Below are 23,108 nucleotides of genomic sequence, written 5' to 3'. Positions count from 1 at the left end.
AGCATTTCTTTCCCGGAAACTATATGCCACATTGTGGCATTTTTCAATAATAAAAAATCTATCGAGTAGATAAAAAATCTTGAAAACACCCGCGGAACGATTTCAGCATATATTGGACAATTTTCCGGGAACTCAAGAGGAGTTCGGAAATACGATACGTAAATCTAGGCAATTGATCGGGGCTTATGCGGGAGGAAAGCGAATCATACCGGAAGCCACTGCATTAGTGATAGAGTTAGTTCACGGATATAACAAGGAATGGCTGCTTAAAGGCACCGGCCCGGAAAAAACCCAATTAACCAATCCGATCAAAGCTCTAAATAGGAAGGACTCGGATAGAAGATTAATTCAGAAGATAAACGCTCGCGAGGGCATAGTGGATATAATCGAAGATCTATTGCAGCTCTCACCCAAGGAAACCGAAACGATTCATAGAACCATCAAGAGTATCATTCGTAGAGGAAGGAAATAAATCGCTATTTCAAGTGTTTCCCGAATATCTTAACCAGAATGTCCACCCTTTGCCTATAAGGCAAATCCATAGCCTCGCCTAGTCGATAATCGTGCGCGATTAGATTCATGGTTAAGCGTCTCTTCCTGGCTAAATCTTGAACTTCGTAATCCATAGGATCAGTCAAACGATAAAAGAATCCGTAAATCGGTTTAGTCATCCGCACGAAATGCGGAAGATCGGGCTCGTGCATCGAGAAAGTCCTAAGCTTAAACGCATTACAATTTACGATTGCTACCGTCCAAATAAAAATACCGAAAATGGAACCTATCGCCGCCTGCCCTCCGGTAAAAATCCCATAATGAGTCGGCTTGATCCAAATATACCATGCTACGGAAACGATGGGAGGTAGAAGTCCTAACAATAATAAAACCGAACTCACCCTCGTTTTTCCCCTATAGTGAATCGCATTCCTTCCGAAATTAAAAATTGCGATCAGAAAAAGCACCAGAGAGTGCAAAAGAATTCCGGAATAAACGAATGTTCTTGTGAATCTTAGCTGTTCCCCCGGACCGGAAGCGAGAGTCAAAACATTTAATCTTAGGCTTTCTTCCAAAAAGAAACTTACAAGGATTAGGTGAGGAATCAACCATTTCCAATTCGGACGGTAGACTTTTGCATTGTACGATATTGAAATTAAATAGATAAGAAATGGAGCCGGTATACTCGCCGCCAGACCCAAATTCAATAAGGCATTCAACCAAGAATAAGGAACGATCTCCCGAAGTATAAAAGAGGAAAACCAAAGTCCCATAAATGATGTCATTATACCGAATAGGATCTGCACGGCTTTTCTCGGCTTAGGAACGAGTATCAACGCTCCTAAGACTACAAAAAATAGAGCCGCACAAAGATTCAATGCGACGACATGATTCGATGCAACAATTGACATGCTTGCGCCTTATTTAAAGTTAGAAACGCAGCGATTTCATGCAAACTATTTTTGGGAATCTCGATCGTTTTAAAAAGTACTAATTCACCATTGCAGCGGAATTCGGGAAAATAAATGGGTCCCGGATAATCCACGCTATGAACGGCGCCGGCTGCCAAATAAACACGCTCTATTCCCCGACGAAACGGGCTGTACATCCCGAAGACTCGAGAGTAATTTCGTTTAATACAATAATCCGCGACACATCCGAAATTAACGAAAGCCGCATATGTCCCTCGCGGAGTTCGTAAGAAAGCGACAGAATTCCAATCCGCTACATTCCGGTCTAGGACGGCATACCGTTTAGGTAAATCCCCTAAAATCACCCCGATTTCTAAAGGAATTAAATTATTCGGCCTTTTTTCCACGATCCGCATCACAGATAAAATTTCTTCTCCCCTGGTCATAATGAACCAAATCGACCAAGGATCCAAATCGAAGGCTCTCCATTCCGAATCCTCATTGCCCACATCCTCGTTCGCTTTTCTAACAAACTCCTTTATGCGACGGATGATGGGACCTTGCGAAAAGCCCGTGACTTTCCAGCATTCGAATGATTCATTCTTCCAATAAACGGACACACCTACCGGTGAGGTTTCTTGCTCTGTTTCTTCTGCTACAAACATATTCTCTCCGCGAGACGGAACGCCTCATATGCTAGATGATTATGTCATGTCGATGGACATTCACAAAGAATAAGTTATCGTAATGCTCAAAAGTAAAATAAGGATTAGAAATGAAGAGTAGGCTTCCGATGCATTTTGGCGGGAAGGTTCTCAAATTTTATCGAAATGAATAACCACGCCGATTCTTCGAATAAAAAATAAACTATTTGGAGTAAATAAAACCTATAAGTTTCTTATTTTTAATTAACTTTGAATCTTATAATATTAGCAAAAACGAAAGAACTTTCGTTCGAGGATTTTTTCCCGAATGAAGAGAATTCCCGATCTCCAGACCGAACGGCGTTAAATTGAAATGCATTCCTATTCGAAGTCTATCGGTAATAAGACAGTCGTTTAGGAATCAAATCCCTAGCCCCAAAAATTTGTCCGGTTTAAAAACCCGAATCATTCCTGAGTAGACCTATATCACCGGCCCTTCTTACCAATTCGGCTCGATTATGGACATTCATCTTTCTATAAATGTTTTTAACGTGATGCTGAATCGTATATTTACTGACTCCAAGGAATTCGGCTACGCGGTTAATCGTTTTCCCCTTTACCATCTCGTCTAAGATTTGTTTTTCCTTTTTAGTAAGTTTTACTTCGCTCGAACTTTCAATTCGCTTGAAGCTATTTAATACGCGAAACGCGATCGTAGGCGTGATAATAGCTCCGCCTCGTAAAACGATATCGATGATATCCGCAATGTCCTTCAATTCCGATTTAAGTATATATCCGATCGCTCCATAACCTAGAGATTTAAAAATAAGTTCGTCCGAATTCATATTGCTTAACATGATTTTGTTGGTTTCGGGTTCTCTTTCCGAAAGTTTCGCGGCCAATTCCACTCCGCTCATTCCCGGAAGCATGATATCCAGTAATATTATATCCAGACCTCTTCCTTTTTTATCCTGCAGAAAAGCTTCCGCGGATTCCCAATGAAGTAGAGAACCGATCTGCGGCAAGGCTTCCAGCACCTTTATAATCTGTTCCCGATAGCTGGAATCGTTTTCGACAATCCCGATATTTACGACCTTCTTTTCTTCGTGCATTTGATTTACTCGACCTCAAGATTCGGAAATTTTTCCGAAGGGTATTTGCAAAGTGATTCGGTAACCGGTATCCGACAGAGTCATTTCTATTCGGCCATCCAACTTAGCGGATCTTTGAATTAAATTCTCGGTTCCGCGTCCGGTTCCATGCTCCTTTAAATGATACAACGATGCCGATCTCATATCCATCATGATTTCCCGGTTTTTAGACCAGAAATTCCATTTAGAAGTCCCGACTCCGTATTTCAGATCGTTATTCGCAATCTCGTTAACGATTCCGTAAAGTTCCATTACGTTATTTTCATTCGCTTTTATCATGGAATTTTTGATCAAGTCTTCGTCGCACTGAAAGTCGAGATCTCTCCCGGCATTGGAATATCTTCTCAATAATATCAGATTTATTCCGGAAAAGAAATTTTCCGATACCAACCCTAAATCCTCTATTTTAAGCATCTGATCCCGAAGCATCTGAATGGATTGATTTACGTTACCGTTGATTTTTCGGATCAAAGCGGGATCGGGAACTTCCGAATTCAACAATTCCTCCGAAAGAAACTTTAAATCGATCAGCTTCCCGCCTAGGTGGTCGTGAAGATCGATATTAATTTTTTGTCTTACCGTATTAATCGCGATTCTCTTTTCTTTCTCTTGGCGCATTAAATTCTCATGTCCGCTCGCGAGTTCGATAAGGTTATTTACCCTTCGAATGAGCTGTTCGAAGTTAAAAGGTTTAAGCAAATAATCGTTAGCTCCCGCGTTTAAGGCATTCACCAAATCCTTATCTTGATTCTTGGCCGTAAGCATCAAGATGGGCAGTTCGAGAGCCGAATGATTCTTTCTAATCTCTTTGGCGGTTTCTAATCCTGAAAACCTAGGCATCATAACATCAAGAATAATTATGTTAAACGAATTATCATTTTCCAAAATATCAAGAGCTTCCGGCCCGCTTCGTACGGCCAGACAATCCATTTTACATAAGGCAAGATAGTTGCTGATAACTTCCAAGTTTATGGGTTCGTCATCGACTGCGAGAATTCTGACCGATTCATGCGAAAAATCGCCTTTAGCCTTTAAAAAATAGGAGTCCGGAATGAAATTCAATTCCAACGAACTGACATCGCTTTTAATATACTGTTCCATGATCGGTTTCGAATCGGATTTTTCCGAAGAAGGATCACTGATAGGCATCGTAAAGTAAAACCGCGCGCCCTTTCCATCTTCGGACTCGACCCCTATTTCCCCGCCATGCAGACTTATCAACGCTTTACTAATAGCTAATCCCAGCCCGGCCCCGCCCACATTTCGCGCGTCCCCTCCGTCTGCTTGTTCAAAAAAATCGAATATCTTTTCTTGATCCTCCTTTTTTACGCCCATGCCGGTATCCCGCACGCTGACTTCCGCGAATTGCGAGTCGATCAATCGAGCACTGATCGTAATATCTCCGCTCTCCGTAAACTTAATCGCGTTACCTATTAAATTTTGAAGAATTTGCTGTAATCGATTCTCATCCGCGTTGAGATGGGGAAAATCGGTTGAAACCGCATTAACCAGCCTAAGTCTCGACTCATCCACGTTTACTCGATTAAGGCCCAATGTAAATTCCACGGATTGACGAAGGTCCACCGGAATTCTTTTTAGCACTAGATCCTTATGCTTTAATTTTGAAAAATCTAATATATCGTTCACTAATGCCGATAACCTTTCTCCGCTAGCGATAATCATAGTCATCTGCCTGTCCAGAAAACGGGATAAAGGTCCTGCGGCTCCCCTTTTTACGGAATCCGCTATCCCGATGATTCCCTGCAATGGAGTACGCAATTCATGCGAGGTGTTCGCTAAAAATTCGTCTTTCAACTTATCTAACGAAACCAATCTCCGGTTCGATTCAAGCAAGTCGTCGGCAAGCTTCTCGGACAAATTGTATGCGTAGGAAAACCGACGCGACACCATAAATGCCTGAGCAATAAAGAAAAAGGAAATGCCGTAAGAAACGAAATAGGTCGTATTTATTATCATATTAGCATAAAGAAGATCGTTGACGATAATCGTGAATAGACCTATAAAGAGTGCGAGCCCGATCCAAGCGCCCGGCCGATCCTTCTTAACGGCCTTGCTCAGCGTAAAAAGGAGATACAATCCTCCCGATACTAAAAATAAGCTGAATAAAGGAAGCGTTCTGGAGTAAGTCTCTAATTCCGTAAATAGAGCGATGCCGCTTAATACTAAAAAGCCGGCAACCAAGGTGCTCGTGACGGGTTTCTTAACTTCGTCCGGAAACATCGAACGAAGAAAAAGAGCGAAAAAAACACTCTCCAAGTAAGCCGAAAGTAGTTCCACACGGTAGGCAAGATTAAAATCAAATTCCGGAAAGAGGGAAAATGCGAATCGCTCCCCTGTCAAAACCATTCGAACCATGGCGCAAAGACACAGGAGTCCGAAATACAAATTGAAACGGTCTCTCCTGAGAAATGCAAAAAGGCTCAGCTGATAAAATCCCATGACGGAAAGGCCCCCGCTCATGAATAAATCGAACCAAATACTTCTTTGCCTCATAGTCGATAATTCGGAATGATTTCCGATGAAGACACGTCCCCAAAGTCCTCCTTTCGAATGCGAGAAATTGGAAACTTCCACTAAAATTTCATTATCTTTTTCTAATGTAAACGGATTACCCACCGCGGGCCTGTAGAGCGGCTTGGCGGTCTCTTTTGTCCTACCGACACTTCCGTTGGATAATAAAAGTTTTCCGTTTACGAACAACCTGTATGCCGTGGCCGCTTCCAACATTTTAATCGAAATGTCATGGACCGGCTTGTCCATCAAGATTCTCATCCGGTAGGATGCGAATCCGAATCCCGGAAACTTTCCGGATTCATAATTATTCCATGCGTCGGGAACAGGTTCATACCGAGGTTGCAGTCCGTCGGATTGTCCCGATTGAAGTCGTTTGCCGGAAGAGGACGCCGATTCCGAATAAAATTCCCGCCAATAGAATTCCCAAATCCCGTCCATTCCGAGCGGCCCCCGAGTATTGAAGTCCCAGCCGGATCTCAAATCAAGAATACCGTTCTTAACTTTCGGGGTATTTTCCGAGTGCGATAATTGCGTGCAATAAGTATGGAAAATACAAAATTGAACGATTATAAAATAGAAACGTGCAGTTCGTAGGATATTTTGCAAGTCGTACGGCGTTGATTTCAATTTCATTCTAACGAACTCTTTCCTAGAACTGATTCCTTCGCGCTCCGAAATCAAGAAAGAATTTTATTCGTTTATCGATAGGTTCATTCCCCATTGAATTTACAAGGTGCGCAAAACCACTCGTTTAGGGGATACGTTCAGAGGACTGAAGACTGAAGACTGAAGACAGACGCGCTCGCTTCGCTCACACTTGACAGAAGCTGCTCGACATTGTAAAGGCAGCAGGGGTAGACGAAAGATCTACTATAACGCAAGAATCTTTCTATAGAACACGGAAACTCCCCTAACATTGGATTTTTCCTCTGCCCTTTTTCTCGGTGTAGGAGTTCCAACATAATTCGTTTTTAAAAAAATTGTTGTCAGGGTAATAGGAATAATTTTCTGTCCTCTGTCCTCTGTCCTCTGTCCTCTGTCCTCTGTCCTCTGTCCTCTGTCCTCTGTCCTCTGTCCTCTGTCCTCTGTCCTCTGTCCTCTGTCCTCTGTCCTCTGTCCTCTGTCCTCTGTCCTCTGTCTCCCGCGCACAAATATAAACCTGCGGGTAACAGTTACCATTTTAGATGGATCATTCAGAATCGAACTCGGAATAGGAATTAAATTATTTCCAAACTCCTAACTCCTAACTCCTATTTTATTAACAAATGTTAACGATCTTATTTCGTTCTAAAATTGTCTGATTCTATAAAAGGACCGTTCCGACTTTTCAACTTTGATTTATTAGGAACAAGGAGCTTCAATGCAAGAATGCGGAGAACAAACTTCAGGCAGTAAAGATTGCGATCCACCTGGTCTTGAGCCATCTCACCCGCCTAACGGAGAAGCTGACTCCTTCGACAAAGCGTTCATTGAAAACGAGCTCAGATTTCACGCGGCCATCCATCACTCCCCACACGGTTTTGCAATCGTTTCTCCCGATGGAAGATGGATTAGCGTAAATCCTGCATTATGCAAAATAGTAGGACTTTCGGAAACGGAAATGCTAGAAACCGATTACCGATCGATCACCCATCCTCAAGATTTAGAGGAAGATCATAAGCTAGTTCAGGAATTATTGAGAGGGAAATCAGACTCCTATCGTCGAGAAAAAAGATACCGTCATAAGAATGGTCATTATCTCTGGATCCAACTAGACGTGTCGTTAGTCCGCAAAAAAAACGGAGTACCGAACTACTTCGTAGCTCAAATACAAGAAATTTCCGAACGTAAACATGCGGAAAAGGCTCTCCGAGAAAGTGAAGCGAGATTTCGGCAATTGGCGGAAACAATTGACGAGGTCTTCTGGATGAAGGACGCCGAAACGGATCGTCTCTTATACGTGAGCCCGGCGTATGAAAGAATTTGGGGACGCTCGATCGAGAGCCTTTTTCAAAATCCGGATTCTTGGTTGGACTCCGTCCATTCGGACGATTTGCATCTGTTTTTTGCGAATATCAGGAAACAAAACGATCGAGGAGGAATGAACGAAAAATTCCGAATCATACGTGCGGACGGTTCCGAACGTTGGATACGGGCTCATTCTTTTGAAGTAATCGGATCCGACGATAAGGTGGATCGGATCATAGGCGTTGCCCGAGATGTGACGAAACAGCACGAACTTGAGAAGCAGTTGGCTCATTCACAGAGAATGGAATCGATAGGTTCACTCGCGGGAGGAGTCGCCCATGACTTCAACAATATACTTACGGTCATTATGGGATTCTCCTCCTTATTAGAGCAAAATAAATCGGAACCGCAAAAAATTATGCAATCGGTTCAGGTAATTCGAAATGCCGCCGAACGAGGAGCTTCGTTAGTAAAGCAACTACTGACTTTAGCTAGAAAATCCGAGTCGTTCTTTCAACCTATCTCATTAAACCAAGTAGTTCAAGAGGCGTTAAATATCGCAATGACCACCTTTCCGAAATCGATCCTAATCGATACGGATTTTCAATCTGATCCGATTCGAATCAACGGTGATTACACGCAAATCCATCAAGTTTTCATTAACTTAATTCTGAATGCAAAGGATGCCATGCAAAAGGGAGGAAAACTCACGATCGGCATGAAAGAAGTTGATCGATCTTCTTTTTCCTCCAAAGACCCGAGAGTATCGCAAAAGAGATTCGCCTTACTGGAAATCAGCGATACCGGAATCGGAATGAACGAGGAAACGAAACGGAGAATTTTCGACCCTTTTTTTACTACGAAAGCTTTAGGAAAAGGAACTGGACTCGGCCTAGCCTTAGTCGAAGGAATCGTCGAAAATCATAAAGGGTTTATAACCGTAGAAAGTGCGTTAGGCCAGGGAACTAAGTTCAGCATATACCTACCCGTCGAAACTGAAACGGGGAAATTGATCCGCCCGCCTGAACAAGTAGAGAAGGCTCAGTCCGGCAACGGAGAATGGATTCTTGTCGTCGAGGACGAGAAAATGATCCTGGAACCTTTGACAAACTATCTTTCGCACTTCGGATACAACCTGCTTTCCGCTAAGGATGGGGAAGAAGCGTTGTCGGTCTTTTCCGCCAATCGCGATAAGATACAAGTCGTTTTATGCGACTTAAATCTTCCCAAAGCAAGCGGCATAGAGGTTCTGAGAAAACTTAGATCGATGGACTCCTCCAAAATCCTAATCCTAGCTAGCGGATATATCGACCCGCAATTACGATCGGAAATCGAAGCTATCGGGTTAAAACACACGATTCAAAAACCGTATAAGTTCGAAGAAATTTTAAGAATATTAAGAGAGATTCGACTTTCCGGCGATTAATCTAATAAAATTATTATATTTAATTCATTCAAATATAATACTATTCTTATCTATTATATTAACTGTTCGCGGGGATTGAAATCCTACTCAAGGAAACGAAAGAACTTTCTAATACGCCAAGTGATATTAGTAAACCGAAGCGCGAATATCGGATCGTCGTTGAGCCGCATTCAATATTACTGATCGCAACGGCTCCTAATTCTTGATCGGAAAAAACGCCATGTACATGTCGAAGTATTCCATAGCAAACTCAAGTAAATATTCGACAATACTTCGTTTTCTATTAAGATTCGGCGGACTTCAGATCGGTCATGATGTAAAATTCGGTAGGTCCCAAGACAAATTCGAGACCGCCCTTTTTAGAACCGCCTGGACGGAGATCCGACGGAAGGCGAAAGATGAGTCAGTTGGAAGTATCATTCTCCTACCTGAGACTTCTCCCGCTTTTGAATTCGTCAGTAACGAACCTAAATAAATTTCGAAAGCTAAAGATCCGAAATGCCAAGAAGCGCCTGCGAACGATCCGAAACCTAACTCTTCCCAAAGAAAAAAGTTGACAAAGAGAAGAATAACTCATATATGTAGCCGAACGGCTACATATATGAGACGCGACGTATTCCAAGCGATTGCCGATCCGACACGGAGGGAGATCATTCGTTTGCTCTCCGTTAAACCCCTGACATTGAACGGAGTGACCGCTAACTTTCAAATAAGTAGACCTTCCATATCAAAGCATATTAAGATACTCCGGGAGTGCGGACTTATAGTAATCAAGCAAAAGGGTCGAGAACGGTATTGTGAAGCCAAGCTAAAAAAACTGAAAGAAGTCCATGACTGGGCGGAGTTTTACCGCGGATTTTGGGATAAAAAATTGCTTTCTTTAAAAAACTATTTGGAGGGTAAAGAATGAATCAAGAATTTGTAATTAAACAAATAACGGTAAAGGCATCGGTTTCCCGAGTATGGAAGGCGATAACGAATACAGAGGAAATGAAAAAATGGTATTTTGATATACCCGCTTTCAAGCCCGAAGTCGGATTCGAATTTCGATTCTCTGCCGGTTCGGATGAAAATAAATATGTCCACTTATGCAAAATCACCGAAGTCGTGGAAGGTTCTAAAATTACGTATAGCTGGCGGTACGAAGGATACTCGGGAGAATCATATGTAACTTTCGAGCTATTTCCCGAAGGCGACTCGACTCGAATTCGACTGACTCATTCCGGTCTGGAAACATTCCCGAGGGAAAATCCCGATTTAAAGCGGGATAATTTCGTAGCAGGATGGACTCAGATAATCGAAACACAATTAAAAGAATTCCTAGATGTATCGATCGGAAAAAGTTAGCGGAAAATATCCGCGAAATAGAATCCCGGAAAGCATGATCCTAACATTTAAAATGAAATGGTTCTATTTCTTAGCATTGATTATCCCTATATCGTTCCCGATCGACGCGGCCCCGAAAAAACAATCTCAATTAAGTCGTTGCCAGAACGAAATAGAGACTTTTTGCCAAGATCGGAACATCTTAAATCAAATCATGGAATGTTTAAAGAGGGACGAGTCACAATTATCTTCCGCCTGTAAACAGCAATTAAGCTCGCTAGTAGAAGAATTCAAAACTAAAATGGAATCCTGCAAAGAGGATCGAGCCAAATTCTGCCGATGGGTGGTTCCCGGAGGAGGTCGAATTATTAAATGTCTAAAAGAACACGAGACTGCAATCTCCATCTCATGCAAGAAGACTTTAGAAGAATTGTATAGACCGCTCAACTAAAGGATAAAAACCGATTCCCTCAAGGAGGAACAGCTATTAAACGGACTAAAAAATTATCCGAAAATTTCCGGAGTCGCCACTCGGGATGGAACAGTAAAAATATTTTATGATACCATATCCAAAAGAGTAGTTGCACAGTCATTATCTCATTTTTTAGTAATGCTTTTCATCGAGATCATCTTTCCCGTTCTCCTTCGTTCAAATTACTCGAGAGCGCAATAATGCGTTCAAATTCAGTATGATCCTTCCCTTTCTATCGCGTCACCTTGATCGGAATAAATCTTGCAAGGATTTCCCTAGCGGCTCGATTTAATCTGGGTTTTCCGGAACCTTCAAAGAGGATCCAGTACGCATAATCGATACTAAACATATCCTTTATAGTATGCCTTACTTTTATCCATTGCTGATCGACTCGTTTTTTCGCCTCAGCGGTGAGATTCTGGTCTTTTCGATAATTCTCAAGATAATTATAATATTCTGATATTAGCGTAGGCGGTATCGGGTCTTTCCACCTTCTTCCGCGAAACGATCTTTCCGTCTCCCAACGAAATTCACCCATCGTCTTCGTAACCGCCAAAGTAAGGTTTTCATTCAGAATCGTCGGGAAAAAGAGTCGACTGTTCGCCAAATTTCCGCTGGAAGCGTCCTGCCAAAAAACGCCTCTATTACCCGAGAACGGCAAGAGAATACAGTCTGCAAAAAATTCCTTACGAATCAAATCCTGTTGATTCGAACTTCCGATGGAACCTGATCGGACTTCCCTATAAAACAAGGCTGGGTCGACCCTTAAAACCAAGTCCGCATTGAATAAAAGTTTTTTCGGAAAAAGTATATTAGAATTGGTATCCCCATAGAACTGATCTTCCGATAAAATCGGATATGCTTGACTCGGATTCAGGGATATTCCTAGCAAACCCGCGTGTAAGGTGTTATCCAATTCCCAATCTAGAAGACGTAATAGGTATTCCCGATCGTGCAAATTTTTGACTTCCGGCTCCTTATTCCAGAGTAGAGCGGATTTCTGAACCTGCTCGAAGGATTGACCCGTTTGATTTACGGAAGGAGTCCTCTTTCCTGCAAGAACCAAATTTAACCAATCCGGAAGTAAATGCAATGTAAGCTTGATTTCAGGGTTCTCCGGATCCTTAACGGAAGATTTCAATTCGGGAATCGACGCCTCTAAGTCCTGGATTCTTTTCGTGGAGAGAATCGTTTCTTCCAAGAAAAAGAAATGCAGAAAAAGCAAAATCGGCTTAGGAACTTCCGCGTTATCCGATCGGAATTTCAAGAAGCAGATCTTATATAAACGAATTAATACTTTATAATCTTCTTGATTGTGCTGCCTTCGAACGTAACCGGGATGATCCTTATATCCTTTTACCAAATTCTTAATTTGCTCACAAACACTCGAAGGCAACCCCGAATAGGATAATATTTGCGAGAGGCTATCTCTATATTCTTCCGGAAAACCGTCCCGACTTTTGGAAGTGAGCCAATCTCCTCTGGGCGCCTCCACCCATTCTTTCGTTTTTTTCTCATCCAATTCGGGCAGACTCTTGATTTGAAGAATTAGATTCGAATCCTGCTGAGAAATCAATACCGCATTCATTCTAAACCATTTTTTATCCTCATTCCGGAAATAAATTTGAACCTTTTCGTATCTTGTTAGAGCAAAAGTATGAGTTCCTCTCTTTGTATAAACTTTCGCCTTAATCTGTTTACCGATCGAATTCTCATCGATCTCATGAACCTCCAGCATGATAGGAAAACTTTCTTCGGAATCGGACGTCAAAAGGGCCTGAAAATTATTTTTCGGTAACGGACTCGAAGTCTGAATCAGATGATCCAAGGATTGCACGAGTAAAACGTCCTTCCATGCGGGAAGGTTGCTATGATTTGCCAAGAAGGGCAGAAACTCCGGAAGAAAATATTTCCGGTACCAAGCCGGATCCTCGGCGAGTCTCTTCAATTCGGAATAAGAAATTCGATCTAAAAATTCGTGAAAAAGATTCACATCCTTATTATTGAATTCATATAAATGTAAGTTGGCCAAGATTTTTTGCCGAAAAGATTTTTCCAGTCGGTTCCTACGATTAATCGACTTTTGAACAAAGTAGATCGTAGTAACGAGGAGAACCAAAAAGATGAGTCCATTGATAAACGGAGTCCACGAAAATTCCGGCCATATTAGAATAGGAGAACCCGATTCCTGACTTAGAAGAAACATGTAAGAACGATCGATGATCATTCGGAATTCGTCAAGTAGGAATACCCGTATGGTTCGAAATCGACGATTTAGGTCGTAAATATCCCGATTTCTCAGATCGTTGAGCAGGAATGCGTTAATTAAGCTTGAGATTTATGATCGATCGGATATAGATATTTCGGAAATACTTTCGTTTCGACTCTAGCGCGATAAGGCCGGCAGGCGGCGATCAATATGTTAGAAAAAATAAAATCGGATTTTCCCTTCTTCGAAAAACATTGGGACGAGTATGAACATATGTTCAAAGAAGAAATTATTCCCGCAAAAAAATTACTCCTGAGCCAAGGAGAGATAGCGAAGTACGTGTATTTCCTGGATCAAGGATGCCTCCGCTTGGGGTTTAACGATAATAATAAGGAAATTACGTTTCAATTTTTCTTCGAATGCCAAACCGTTACCTCGATGGAAAGCTTCAAATCCTCTTCTCCTAGTCCATTTTTTCTGGAAAGCGTCGAACCTTCCCGACTATTTTCGTTACGTCGAGAGGATGCATTAATGTTATATAATAAACACGAAGAATTTAAAGATTATCTAATAGATTTTCTTTTATCGAGAGTCACTAATTACATCCGATTATTTCTATCAAGAATCAAAGACACGCCGGAAGAACGATATTTAGATCTAATAAGAAACCATCCCGAAATTGTGAAGCGAATACCTCAGCATTATATAGCCTCCTATTTAGGAATCACGCCCGTCTCGCTAAGCAGAATACGCAATCGAATCTGGTCCGAACGTCCTTAAGCAAAAATCCGACGCTTTCTTTGTTTTCCGTCGAACTGACGCCGTTGCCTGCCTACATCCGACCGGCCAGGTCGATCGATTTTTAATTTCAATTTAAAGATCAAAAACGAGTACGATTGCGGCATTCTTAGGCTGCAAACCTTCGTAGATTCGATTTTTTAGCATCGATTGAATTTCACTTAATATTTACTTGCCTCCACTATGGAAAACGCCATGTACTTCCGTAGAGAGAAGTATTCTTGAAATCAAAAACCACTTATTTTTTATGACTATAATTCATAGTTTCGGATAAGTTCCGAATCGAACCTCTTCCAAGGAAACATGCGTAAGAAAGGAATCATATTTTTCGATAACGAATCCGGATTCGATTATTTTTTAAACGTATCGAGTTTAACACGCTTCATCCGTTCGGCAAAATCGACAATGGCCTCGAAATGAGGCGCGTGCGCACAACAATCAAACGAGTAGAAAGTTTTCTTAGGTGCCTCGAGGACGTCTACGTATTTCGCAAGAATCTCTTCCGGATTATAATAATCATATTTTCCGGTAAAAAAATAAACGGGCACCAGGATAGAAGGAGCCTGCTTAAACAGATTCATTTGAAAAAAAAACGGACGAATTCTGGACGAAGATCTCCATATTCCCGGAAGATACGTTATCATATCGAATCCGGAGAGTTCTCCATCAGGCCCCGGAGGAATCTATCCTCATCGTATCGTTGGGTATCGCGAAACATTCCTACTCCGAACTGATTCAGCCAAAATCTGCGGTTTTTTAAATATTCCTCTTGCGTTAAATCTTTTACCTTGTCCGATACTTCAGGGTTCTTTCTTCCGTTCTCAAGGACGAACTTATAGGAGATCGCGACACTTTGCTCGCCGTTCACGACCGGTCCGATTCCGATATATGCGAATAAATCCTCCGGATAACGGTTAGCGATTATTGCCCCCAAATAACCTCCCCAGGAATGTCCCATTAGATAGATTTTAGGAACATTAAATTTTCGTTTCAGAAACGAGATGACCTCCCTCGTATCGGAGAGATACGTTTCGGGTGTGACATCGGACATGAACAAGGAATAAGATTTTCCCGCTCCTCTCTGATCCCAATTTACGACGATAAATTGCTTTTCCAATTCAGTATAAAGATAACGAGCGAATCCGATCGAACCTGCACCGGGTCCCCCGTGAAGAATCAAAAGGACGGGATTATTTCGATCCTTGCCCTGAGAAAACAACCATTGATCTACACCCCCGATTTGAATTTTCTCTAGCTCCGAAATTTCGGCACTATTCTGCTTAGAATCCGCCACAGCATTACAGGCCGCCGGTAAGCAACCCAATGCCGTAGCCGAAAGAAAGATAGTGCAAATCGAACGAACGATCATGCTACGATAAAAAAACATTCTAGAATCTTTCATTGCATATTCGGATGAAGGATTCGATCCGATAGATGACATGATCCAAGCAACTATTTCGGATTTTATTTTCTCCGCCATCATACGTTTACGAAAATTTTTTAGAATCAAGATTATCGACATAACGGGTTCGCGTCTCCGAACGAATTGAATCAATGGTACGCTTCAGACCGAAATTTTTTATTTTGGAGGAATTCATACTTTTGTCCGGTAGCGGAAGCATCGTATATCAGACAGAAAAGATGGTAAAAAAGATCGTTTGCTGTCGATTAACGATAAATTTATTCGACAAAGTCTGTCCATCACTCGAATCAATCCCAAAATCGCCGATATTTAGGGATCGATCCGAAAATTTTGAGTGGATAACTTCGATCTACCCGAATAAATTTTGTCCTATGAATTATTTTCGCGAAAAGATCGAACTTAAAAATGGTTGTGCCGAATTCATTAAAATCCAAACGAACGAACAAAATTCCCTGACAAGAACCAATTTAATTGAATTAGAAGAAATTCTTAAAGAGATCCAAGCCGATGAAAGCATTCGGGCAGCGGTCTTGACATCCGATAACGAAAAATTTTTTTCCAACGGCGTGGACGCCGAAAATATTCTGAACACTCCCAGAGTAAAGCTTACGGAGGAGATGGGACAAATTGTACTTTCCTTCGGTCAGATGCTTCGATTCGATAAGCCTCTTCTTGCGGAAGTTACCGGTTATGCGATGGGAGGAGGAGCCGTCATGACCTTGGCCTGCGATTTTAGATACATGTTGGAAGGCAAGGGACGAATCGCCTTTACGGAAATACTTGTAGGCTTACCGTTGCCTTTAACTTTCATCGAGAGACTTCGGGAAACGGTCGATCCTCGTTGCTTAAACGAAATGTGCCTTTTAGGAAAATTATATAAGGCTACGGAAGCTAAGGAAACAAATCTAATTAACGAAGTTGCAAGTACTCGTATCGACCTGAGGAAAATCGTTATAAAAAAATTGGAAGAAGTTATGGGAATTGCTCCGAGCGCATATCGAAGAACTAAACAGGCCATGAATAAAGCCGTATTAAGTCGCTTCGAGGAAAATCTAACGTTTACGAAAAAAAGCCTGGAAGATCCTATAGTCGTTTCCAATTTACTGGAGGCAATGACCGCGCTCAAAGAGAAAAGACGACCAAAACTCGTATGACTATATTTTAAAATATAGGATAGATGCGATTTACAGTTACTGAAAGTATTCAGCGTCACATGCCGATGCCGAGATTTGAAATCCGCCCTCGTAGATTCTTGTCTGAATCGGCTGAAATCCGTCTATGTTGCGGAACCTTTGCTATTTCAAGATCAGGAACTCCATTCTTAAAATTAATTCGACGCCAGTTTTTTCTTAACCAGTTCGACCACTTTCTTCACGTCCTCAGGACTCATCGTATTCCGATTACCCAGCGGCGAATTCTCCAACTCGCTATGATCATGATCGTACGGTATGTTTGATTTTTGTAAATCTTTCGGGGTTAAATAAATCGTCTTATCGCCCTTTGTCACCGATAGGTAGTCGCCGTCATTGACTTTCTTAAAATGACTCAGTCTATTTTCCGACTCGACCTTCCCTTCACAATGACAGATAAACGTCATATCGTCATGGATGCCCGTATAAAATTTAGTTCCTCTCACGCCTGCAGTTACGGTAGGCGTTTGCAATGTCACTGCTTCTCCTTTCAAAAGTTTATTTGTCGAAATCCAGGAACTTCCCTTTTCCTGAAAGAAAACTTTCTCGCTCTTGATATCGCTAAAATTGAATCGAGAGTTCGACTGAATTTCCAGCACGGATGAATTTTCTCCGAAAACGATCATCACAACCGATCTATCTCCCGTAATCAGTATATCTCCGGCCTTAATTTCTTGAGAGACGACAGGTTTCATAATCTGCTCACCTCTCTGTATATTCACGGTGCCGGAAAGAAAGTTAATCACGCCATTGGGACTCTCTATTTTCCCTTTTCCGCAATCGCAGGTTGAGAATGTGATGCATGATACTATTATAAGAACTGATATTTTCTTCATATGACTCCGGTCGTTGGGAATTCATTCGTTTATCCGAGGGCATAAATTAATCTTAACTTGTTAAAAAGCAAACTAATAATTTGACTCTAATAATAATCCGAACCAGTACGTTCTAAACACGAACTTCGGAAAAGTCCGAAATCTCTCCGCTTGATTTAACGACGGAATACTTCCAACAATGTTTTGGCATAGTCCAACGAATAAAATTATCTTTATCTTTTCTCTAGGTTAAAAATTCGCACGATAACGAGTGAAGCGGATCATATAGATTCAATAATCCGATTTCACTCTTCCAATCGCTCCTCATTTTTTCACAGCTAACGATCTGTTTTCACGATAGACACACTCGAACGACTGTGGCCCCGAGATTCGATGCGCAAAACCGCGATTCTCATATTATCGAAATTATTAAAAAAGACCGAATCCCTTGGTTGCAAGCATGTAAAGGGACCACAGAAAAATTACCGTCATTAAAATCAATTCACGCCAAGCTTTACCCGGATTCGCCTGAATCGAATAAGACATCAATTTAAGAGCGGTAAGAGGCGGTTTCGGCGACTTCTCCGGAGGAAGAGGGTTGTCGAATCGGTGAAAAAAAACTTGGATGATCGTCATACCGACTAAAAGCCCAGTAGTGAAACTTAAATATTCCACGCCCGAAAGTAATAGTAAAAGCATAAAAACAATCATCAGAATCAATATCACGGAATCGAATATGCGGATAATCTTTCCTCCTCCTTTTTCATACACCAGTTCCAGTCCTTTCATCTTTACTTCCTCTTTCCGAAAGAAGAATTCATAGAATTTGACCAACGAGTAGATTATATAAATCGTAAGTAAGATTTTCAAAGTTTTCTGTTCCATTTTTTCATTATATGGAATTATCCACATTTTTGTTGAGTATTTTGCTTATTTCCTTAAATAATATGCGATAAAATCGGGCAGCTTGTTCTTAGGGTTTATAAGAAAAACGGAAAGGAAAAATCGGCCCGCAAAGCCCCGGAACATAAAGCGAAAGTCGAGAATCTATAATTCGAAGTGAAACTAGGCTCATTGCAACTATTGCAACTGGGAGTTCCGCAGGGATCATTTTGAATCAGGAGCCTACAGGTATTGACGGAAGATCTATCCAGATAATCGTAATTTGCACAGCCCGTTAAGGAGTCGGCCTGCCTCTGTTGGGCAGATGTCGGCTTAGATGATCCCGACGAAGAACCTGACGAGGAACTTGGACCTCCGCAGGGAGTGCTTGCAAACATCAGCGAATAACTCGAAGTCCAATTATATCCGGAGCTGCCGAACTGAGGACATCTTTGCTGCAAAGCGGCAATATCGCCGATCAAAAGTTGTTTCGCATCGTCTCTTTTGATTTTATCTCCTCTGACCTTATAGAATTCTTCCTGTATATCTTGTCCGATGCAGGACAGGCAAAGCAAAACGATTGCAGCAATTAAGAAGCATGAAATACGCGAACTATCTTTAATCATAAAATCATTTCCTTACGGTTTCACTTCCAACCTATTACCCGAGAAATCGCTGATTTTCTTCCTTTCCATAAGAAGGTTACTGGAATTGAGAGAGCCGATCCGCCTATACCGGAAATTTTTTTTCTCGAAAATTGTGTGGAAAGATATCCCGTAGTAGGCGCCAAGCAAGTTAACCGATCCGTTTATCGATACTATAAATTGTGAACTCCAACCGAATCGTATGGAATCTCAGAGTATGGAGGATCGAATTCCACAAATTCAAGAAATTTTCGAAAGCTATAAAAAATTTCCGAATTCGCCTTAACGGCAGCACATTGAATGCCCGGGGCATTATTCCGCGATATTTGCTCTTCCAAGTAAAATCGAATCTTCTATTTTTCGCCTCCGTATCGGTCTTTCATAAAATTGCCGCATCCTAACGAGAAGATAATAAGCAAAAATATATATAATAATATACTTATACTTCTATACCCTAATCTATCCTCTTTCTTTGACCTCGGTTGCAAAACTTTCTTCACGAAAGTGGGATTAAGGGGACTTGCAATACTTCGCTTTTGCCAAGATGCTTCGGGAATCCGAAGGAAGCGGAATCGAACTTTTCGGATTTTTCCCGCCTAATTAAAATTAGGCTACAAATAGGACATCGCCCAGGATAACTCTGGACGATTTGCTCGTGCTTCGGACAAAAAAATTCATATTCCGGCGTCTCCTTCAGGCGAGAAACTTCCATCCCGATTTCACTATCCCGAGAAAAGCTACGAATTACTTTAGAATCTTTCATGTCCATCCCTCGACAAACCCATTTGCGAACCTATCGAGTAGGGTAATCGAAGTCGACAATTAATCCATTCAAACAATTAAACTCCGTTTGACTATTATCAATCGGAACTTCGCTTAAAATATAATCGATATAGCGACATGCTAATTCAAATATTCTAATTTTTTGATAAACAAAACGATTGGGAAGTATGAAAAATAAAAATGATGACGCTTTCGATACCAGCTACGTTGACGCAACTTTTCGCTTTCCCCGAATGTTGAGAGTTATGAATCAAGTGTCATATCTGCCGGAAATCTTAAGATCATAAAATCCCACTTTCCTTCATTTTCCAAAGGACTGAACACTGATGAGCGGAGATTCCATATTCTAAAGAAATATTCTTGTGTTACAGTAGATCTTTCCTCTACTTCTATTACCTTTCCAACATCGAGCAACTTCTGTCTTCAGTCCTCTGACCTCTGTCTTCTGAAAGCGAACGCATCTGTCCTCAGTCTTCTGTCCTCTGAAAGCGAGCGCGTCTGTCCTCAGTCTTCTGATCGGGTCCGAGGGTTCCCGAGAGAGGACCTGGTCAAATTCCAAAAAGCCTTTCCGAAACACAGAACGATCGAACTTCCGGACGCGAATCATTTCTTTTTCGAAGACTCCGCCGAACTAATGATCAAAGAAATCCGAAATTTCCTATTTCGGAAAACGAAATGATAAGCGAACTACACCAACGATCCTCAGGCGAAAAATTCGACCCGACCTTACTTTAAAATCAGAACTTATTCTAAAATGAAATAATATGATATTGTCCATCTCCAAAATAGTAAGATCGAAATTCAAGATTTATTCTTTTTAGCATCGGTGATATTTTCTTTTACCCTGTATTTCACGATCTTGCTAACCAGCGATAGCGACAGAGGTTCGTTTAAGGGAAATTGGACCCCACCCCGTGAAGTTTTATATTACGACAATTCCGATCGAAATGAATTTATTTCGCTCGAAGTCGGATAAAACCCGATATGGTTTTTATATGCGGCAAAAAAGAAGAGGTTTCCGTTGTGTTCGAATGCCGGCATTCGATGGCTGATTTTTGCGACCGCATTCGGCGCCTACTTCATAATGGTAGAGCGCAGATCTTCTAGAAGCCTCCGAACTTCGGAGGGAAAATTTTCGATATACTCGTCTATATTCTTAAAGTTTGATCCTTTAACTTTCATTTTTTTACTATCCTCCTTATTTCTATTTATATCCGAATGATTCGGCTCTCGCTTACGGTATAGCTTAGACTCGTATATTAATCCGATCAATAGAATGTTCGAGTATTATAATATATCAAAACTAAACCGAATCTCCTTACTAAAGTAAGCTCATCGGCGTTTCTTCGAGATTAGGAATCAAAAGGCCCATATTTTTTACAGTATAAAGTCCGAAAATGGCGAGCCACCCTACGAAAACCGTTTTATAATGCTATCAGAATGTTAGATGCGAATATTTGCTACCAAGCCATGTCGACTCGTGACACAAGATTCGACGGAATCTTCTTCGTAGCGGTCAAAAGCACAATGATATATTGTCGCCCCGTTTGTCGGGTAAAATTACCGCTCCGAAAGAACTGCGCTTTTTATCCGAGCGCCGCGGCGGCAGAAGTCGCAGGATATCGTCCTTGCTTACGCTGCCGTCCCGAACTTGCGCCGGGATATTCTCCGATGGAGGCGGTCAGCAGACTAGCTTCCCAGGCACTGCAAATGATCGACGAAGGAGCATTGAACAAAGGTTCGATCGAAGATCTCGCGGACGATTTCGGCGTTACGTCCCGCCATTTAAGACGGGTCATAAAACTTAAATTCGGAGTATCTCCGATCGAACTAGCGCAAACGCAACGATTGCTTCTTGCAAAGCGTCTATTAACGGATACGGATCTTCGCATAACCGAAATCGCATTTACCAGCGGATTCTCTAGTCTAAGGAGATTCAACACTCTTTTTAAAAGTCGGTACCGAATGGTTCCGGGTCAATTCCGGAAAACATATCATCCTACGACAAAAAATTCGGATACGATCGATTGTGATCTCAGCTTTCGCCCGCCTTTCGATTGGAATTCTAATATCGGTTTTTTAAGCCAAAGAATTCTAGCCGGTGTCGAAGAGATTCAGGATGGCAAGTACCTAAGAACGGTATCCATTGACGGTGCGACCGGTATTCTTTCGGTTTCACCCGTTAAAGGAAAAAATATTTTACGAGCGCGGATCAGCTCCTCTCTTCTCCCCGCTTTGATCCCGATACTAGCAAGTCTCCGAAGATTATTCGATCTCAACGCGGAACCGATTTCGATCGCACAACATTTAGGTAAATTATCCGCAAAGAATCCAGGACTTCGCGTGCCTGGCTCTTTCGATCCTTTCGAAGTATGCATTAGAGCCATTCTCGGCCAGCAAATCAGCGTCAAGGCGGCTACCACTATCGCCGCTCGTTTCGTGAGAATGTTCGGTCTTCCAATCGAAACCGGCTTCGCGGGACTGACATATTTGACTCCGAACGCGGAACGCGTCGCGGAATCCAACGTTAAGAAAATCGCAACCTTGGGCTTACCGACAAAACGTGCGGAAACGATTCTTGCCTTTTCAAAAGCCGTCGCCGAAAAAAAACTGAATCTTAAACCGGATACTAATTTTGAAAAGCAAATCGGGGAATTGACGAGTTTACCCGGAATCGGCGATTGGACCGCCCAGTACGTCGCGATGCGCGTCTTCGGCTGGCCCGATTCGTTCCCGCATACAGATTTAGGAATTTATAAAGCGCTTGGGGAAAATAATCCGAGTAAAGTATTAAAGATAGCGGAGAGCTGGCGACCTTGGCGATCGTACGCAACAATGCATTTATGGAAATCTTTGGAAGAGAAAGTATGACGTACTACGCAAAAATAGGATCGCCGATCGGGGAACTTCTTATCGTATCGAATGAAACAAGTCTCACCCGTGTCTGTATGGATAAGCAAAAATACGGCGCCGAAATCCGAGCGGATTGGATCGAGTATCCCGATCTCGAACCGATATCACTCGCATCCGAGCAGCTCAGGGCTTACTTTGCCGGACAGCTTAAAAAATTCGATTTACCGCTCACTATGGTAGGAACTCCTTTTCAGAGACGAGTCTGGGCGGAGCTTACGAAGATACCCTTCGGAAAAGTTATTTCCTACGGAGAATTGGCACGTCGGATCGATAATCCTAACGCTTCCCGCGCGGTCGGCCTTGCCAACGGTAAGAACCCGATGGCAATCATCGTCCCTTGCCACCGAGTGATCGGTTCGAACGGAAATCTCACCGGATACGGAGGCGGGTTACCGAATAAACGGTACTTACTTGAAATGGAACAAAGTCTCGAACAAGGCGGCGCAAAAACCGACGAGAATTTCGAAGGTGACTTATGGACCTGGTCTAAGCGGAAGGAAGTACCTTCAGAATGTAATTGATATGAAATTAAAATAGCTCGGAAAAA

The 23,108-nt window shown here is 42.0% G+C and carries 20 protein-coding genes and 1 pseudogene; 10 read left to right on the top strand and 11 right to left on the bottom strand.

Translation table 11 applies throughout. The features are described from left to right. Positions 1 to 79: 79 nt before the first annotated feature. Positions 80 to 472 (top strand): hypothetical protein, encoded by a 393-nt coding sequence (locus tag LEP1GSC047_RS07465; protein ID WP_010410960.1) that lies wholly within the window; start codon positions 80 to 82, stop codon positions 470 to 472. Between the two features lie 4 nt (positions 473 to 476). On the opposite strand, the gene LEP1GSC047_RS07460 is transcribed toward LEP1GSC047_RS07465, so the two are convergent. The 4 genes from LEP1GSC047_RS07460 to LEP1GSC047_RS07445 all read right to left on the bottom strand — a co-directional run bounded on the left by LEP1GSC047_RS07460 (position 477) and on the right by LEP1GSC047_RS07445 (position 6,366). Beyond that, complete coding sequence (locus LEP1GSC047_RS07460) at positions 477 to 1,403, bottom strand: LIC10906 family membrane protein (RefSeq protein ID WP_020988419.1); 927 nt, start codon at positions 1,401 to 1,403, stop codon at positions 477 to 479. Beyond that, positions 1,367 to 2,068 (bottom strand): LBL_2463 family protein, encoded by a 702-nt coding sequence (locus tag LEP1GSC047_RS07455; protein ID WP_010410966.1) that lies wholly within the window; start codon positions 2,066 to 2,068, stop codon positions 1,367 to 1,369. The genes LEP1GSC047_RS07460 and LEP1GSC047_RS07455 overlap by 37 nt, the downstream gene beginning before the upstream one ends. A gap of 431 nt (positions 2,069 to 2,499) precedes the next feature. Then, positions 2,500 to 3,159 (bottom strand): response regulator transcription factor, encoded by a 660-nt coding sequence (locus LEP1GSC047_RS07450; protein ID WP_010410968.1) that lies wholly within the window; start codon positions 3,157 to 3,159, stop codon positions 2,500 to 2,502. Positions 3,160 to 3,174: 15 nt separating this feature from the next. Then, positions 3,175 to 6,366, bottom strand: a complete 3,192-nt coding sequence (locus LEP1GSC047_RS07445) for an ATP-binding response regulator (protein WP_052580664.1) — start codon at positions 6,364 to 6,366, stop codon at positions 3,175 to 3,177. Between the two features lie 727 nt (positions 6,367 to 7,093). Between LEP1GSC047_RS07445 and LEP1GSC047_RS07435 the strand changes: the two genes are divergently transcribed. The 5 genes from LEP1GSC047_RS07435 (at position 7,094) to LEP1GSC047_RS22390 (ending at position 10,883) form a co-directional block, all read left to right on the top strand. Then, complete coding sequence (locus tag LEP1GSC047_RS07435; RefSeq protein ID WP_020988506.1) at positions 7,094 to 9,106, top strand: hybrid sensor histidine kinase/response regulator; 2,013 nt, start codon at positions 7,094 to 7,096, stop codon at positions 9,104 to 9,106. Positions 9,107 to 9,326: 220 nt separating this feature from the next. After that, entirely contained in the window at positions 9,327 to 9,581 is a 255-nt protein-coding gene (locus LEP1GSC047_RS07430) for a hypothetical protein (RefSeq protein WP_020988396.1), read from the top strand. Between the two features lie 126 nt (positions 9,582 to 9,707). After that, positions 9,708 to 10,016 (top strand): ArsR/SmtB family transcription factor, encoded by a 309-nt coding sequence (locus tag LEP1GSC047_RS07425; RefSeq protein WP_010410982.1) that lies wholly within the window; start codon positions 9,708 to 9,710, stop codon positions 10,014 to 10,016. Further along, a complete protein-coding gene (locus LEP1GSC047_RS07420) occupies positions 10,013 to 10,453 on the top strand; it encodes an SRPBCC family protein (protein ID WP_010410984.1) in 441 nt (146 codons plus the stop codon). The genes LEP1GSC047_RS07425 and LEP1GSC047_RS07420 overlap by 4 nt, the downstream gene beginning before the upstream one ends. Then, on the top strand, positions 10,431 to 10,883 hold the full coding sequence (locus tag LEP1GSC047_RS22390) for a cysteine rich repeat-containing protein (protein WP_010410986.1): 453 nt from the start codon (positions 10,431 to 10,433) through the stop codon (positions 10,881 to 10,883). The genes LEP1GSC047_RS07420 and LEP1GSC047_RS22390 overlap by 23 nt, the downstream gene beginning before the upstream one ends. Positions 10,884 to 11,136: 253 nt before the next feature. Here LEP1GSC047_RS22390 and LEP1GSC047_RS07410 read toward each other — a convergent pair whose 3' ends face one another. Further along, a complete protein-coding gene (locus LEP1GSC047_RS07410) occupies positions 11,137 to 13,131 on the bottom strand; it encodes a hypothetical protein (protein WP_010410987.1) in 1,995 nt (664 codons plus the stop codon). Between the two features lie 192 nt (positions 13,132 to 13,323). Here LEP1GSC047_RS07410 and LEP1GSC047_RS07405 point away from each other — a divergent pair, with 192 nt between their 5' ends. Further along, positions 13,324 to 13,893, top strand: coding sequence for a Crp/Fnr family transcriptional regulator (locus tag LEP1GSC047_RS07405; RefSeq protein WP_010410993.1), 570 nt, complete (start codon positions 13,324 to 13,326; stop codon positions 13,891 to 13,893). 368 nt (positions 13,894 to 14,261) lie between these two features. Here the strand turns inward: LEP1GSC047_RS07405 and LEP1GSC047_RS22095 are convergent, their stop codons facing one another. Both LEP1GSC047_RS22095 and LEP1GSC047_RS07400 read right to left on the bottom strand, forming a co-directional pair. Continuing rightward, positions 14,262 to 14,555 (bottom strand): alpha/beta fold hydrolase, encoded by a 294-nt coding sequence (locus LEP1GSC047_RS22095; RefSeq protein WP_020988393.1) that lies wholly within the window; start codon positions 14,553 to 14,555, stop codon positions 14,262 to 14,264. Continuing rightward, on the bottom strand, positions 14,552 to 15,433 hold the full coding sequence (locus LEP1GSC047_RS07400) for an alpha/beta hydrolase (RefSeq protein WP_010410998.1): 882 nt from the start codon (positions 15,431 to 15,433) through the stop codon (positions 14,552 to 14,554). The genes LEP1GSC047_RS22095 and LEP1GSC047_RS07400 overlap by 4 nt, the downstream gene beginning before the upstream one ends. A 272-nt stretch (positions 15,434 to 15,705) precedes the next feature. On the opposite strand from LEP1GSC047_RS07400, the gene LEP1GSC047_RS07395 reads away from it, so the two are divergent. Further along, a complete protein-coding gene (locus tag LEP1GSC047_RS07395; RefSeq protein ID WP_020988330.1) occupies positions 15,706 to 16,488 on the top strand; it encodes an enoyl-CoA hydratase/isomerase family protein in 783 nt (260 codons plus the stop codon). Positions 16,489 to 16,661: 173 nt separating this feature from the next. Here LEP1GSC047_RS07395 and LEP1GSC047_RS07390 read toward each other — a convergent pair whose 3' ends face one another. The 4 genes and pseudogenes from LEP1GSC047_RS07390 to LEP1GSC047_RS21805 form a co-directional block, all read right to left on the bottom strand. Continuing rightward, the gene (locus LEP1GSC047_RS07390) at positions 16,662 to 17,360 is read right to left on the bottom strand and encodes a FecR family protein (protein WP_020988273.1); all 699 of its coding nucleotides are present in this window, start codon (positions 17,358 to 17,360) and stop codon (positions 16,662 to 16,664) included. Between the two features lie 408 nt (positions 17,361 to 17,768). After that, a complete protein-coding gene (locus LEP1GSC047_RS07385) occupies positions 17,769 to 18,209 on the bottom strand; it encodes a hypothetical protein (protein ID WP_238325534.1) in 441 nt (146 codons plus the stop codon). A gap of 110 nt (positions 18,210 to 18,319) precedes the next feature. Next, entirely contained in the window at positions 18,320 to 18,847 is a 528-nt protein-coding gene (locus LEP1GSC047_RS07380) for a hypothetical protein (RefSeq protein ID WP_010411005.1), read from the bottom strand. Positions 18,848 to 20,449: 1,602 nt separating this feature from the next. Beyond that, positions 20,450 to 20,830: pseudogene (locus tag LEP1GSC047_RS21805) on the bottom strand (iron chaperone). A gap of 288 nt (positions 20,831 to 21,118) precedes the next feature. On the opposite strand from LEP1GSC047_RS21805, the gene LEP1GSC047_RS07355 reads away from it, so the two are divergent. Beyond that, positions 21,119 to 22,519, top strand: coding sequence for an AlkA N-terminal domain-containing protein (locus tag LEP1GSC047_RS07355; protein ID WP_238325533.1), 1,401 nt, complete (start codon positions 21,119 to 21,121; stop codon positions 22,517 to 22,519). Continuing rightward, complete coding sequence (locus tag LEP1GSC047_RS07350) at positions 22,516 to 23,082, top strand: methylated-DNA--[protein]-cysteine S-methyltransferase (RefSeq protein ID WP_010411027.1); 567 nt, start codon at positions 22,516 to 22,518, stop codon at positions 23,080 to 23,082. The genes LEP1GSC047_RS07355 and LEP1GSC047_RS07350 overlap by 4 nt, the downstream gene beginning before the upstream one ends. Positions 23,083 to 23,108: the final 26 nt, after the last annotated feature.

This window comes from Leptospira inadai serovar Lyme str. 10 (genome assembly GCF_000243675.2).
In the GTDB taxonomy this organism is placed as follows: Bacteria; Spirochaetota; Leptospiria; order Leptospirales; family Leptospiraceae; genus Leptospira_B; species Leptospira_B inadai.
This window is presented reverse-complemented; position numbering and strand designations above follow the sequence as displayed.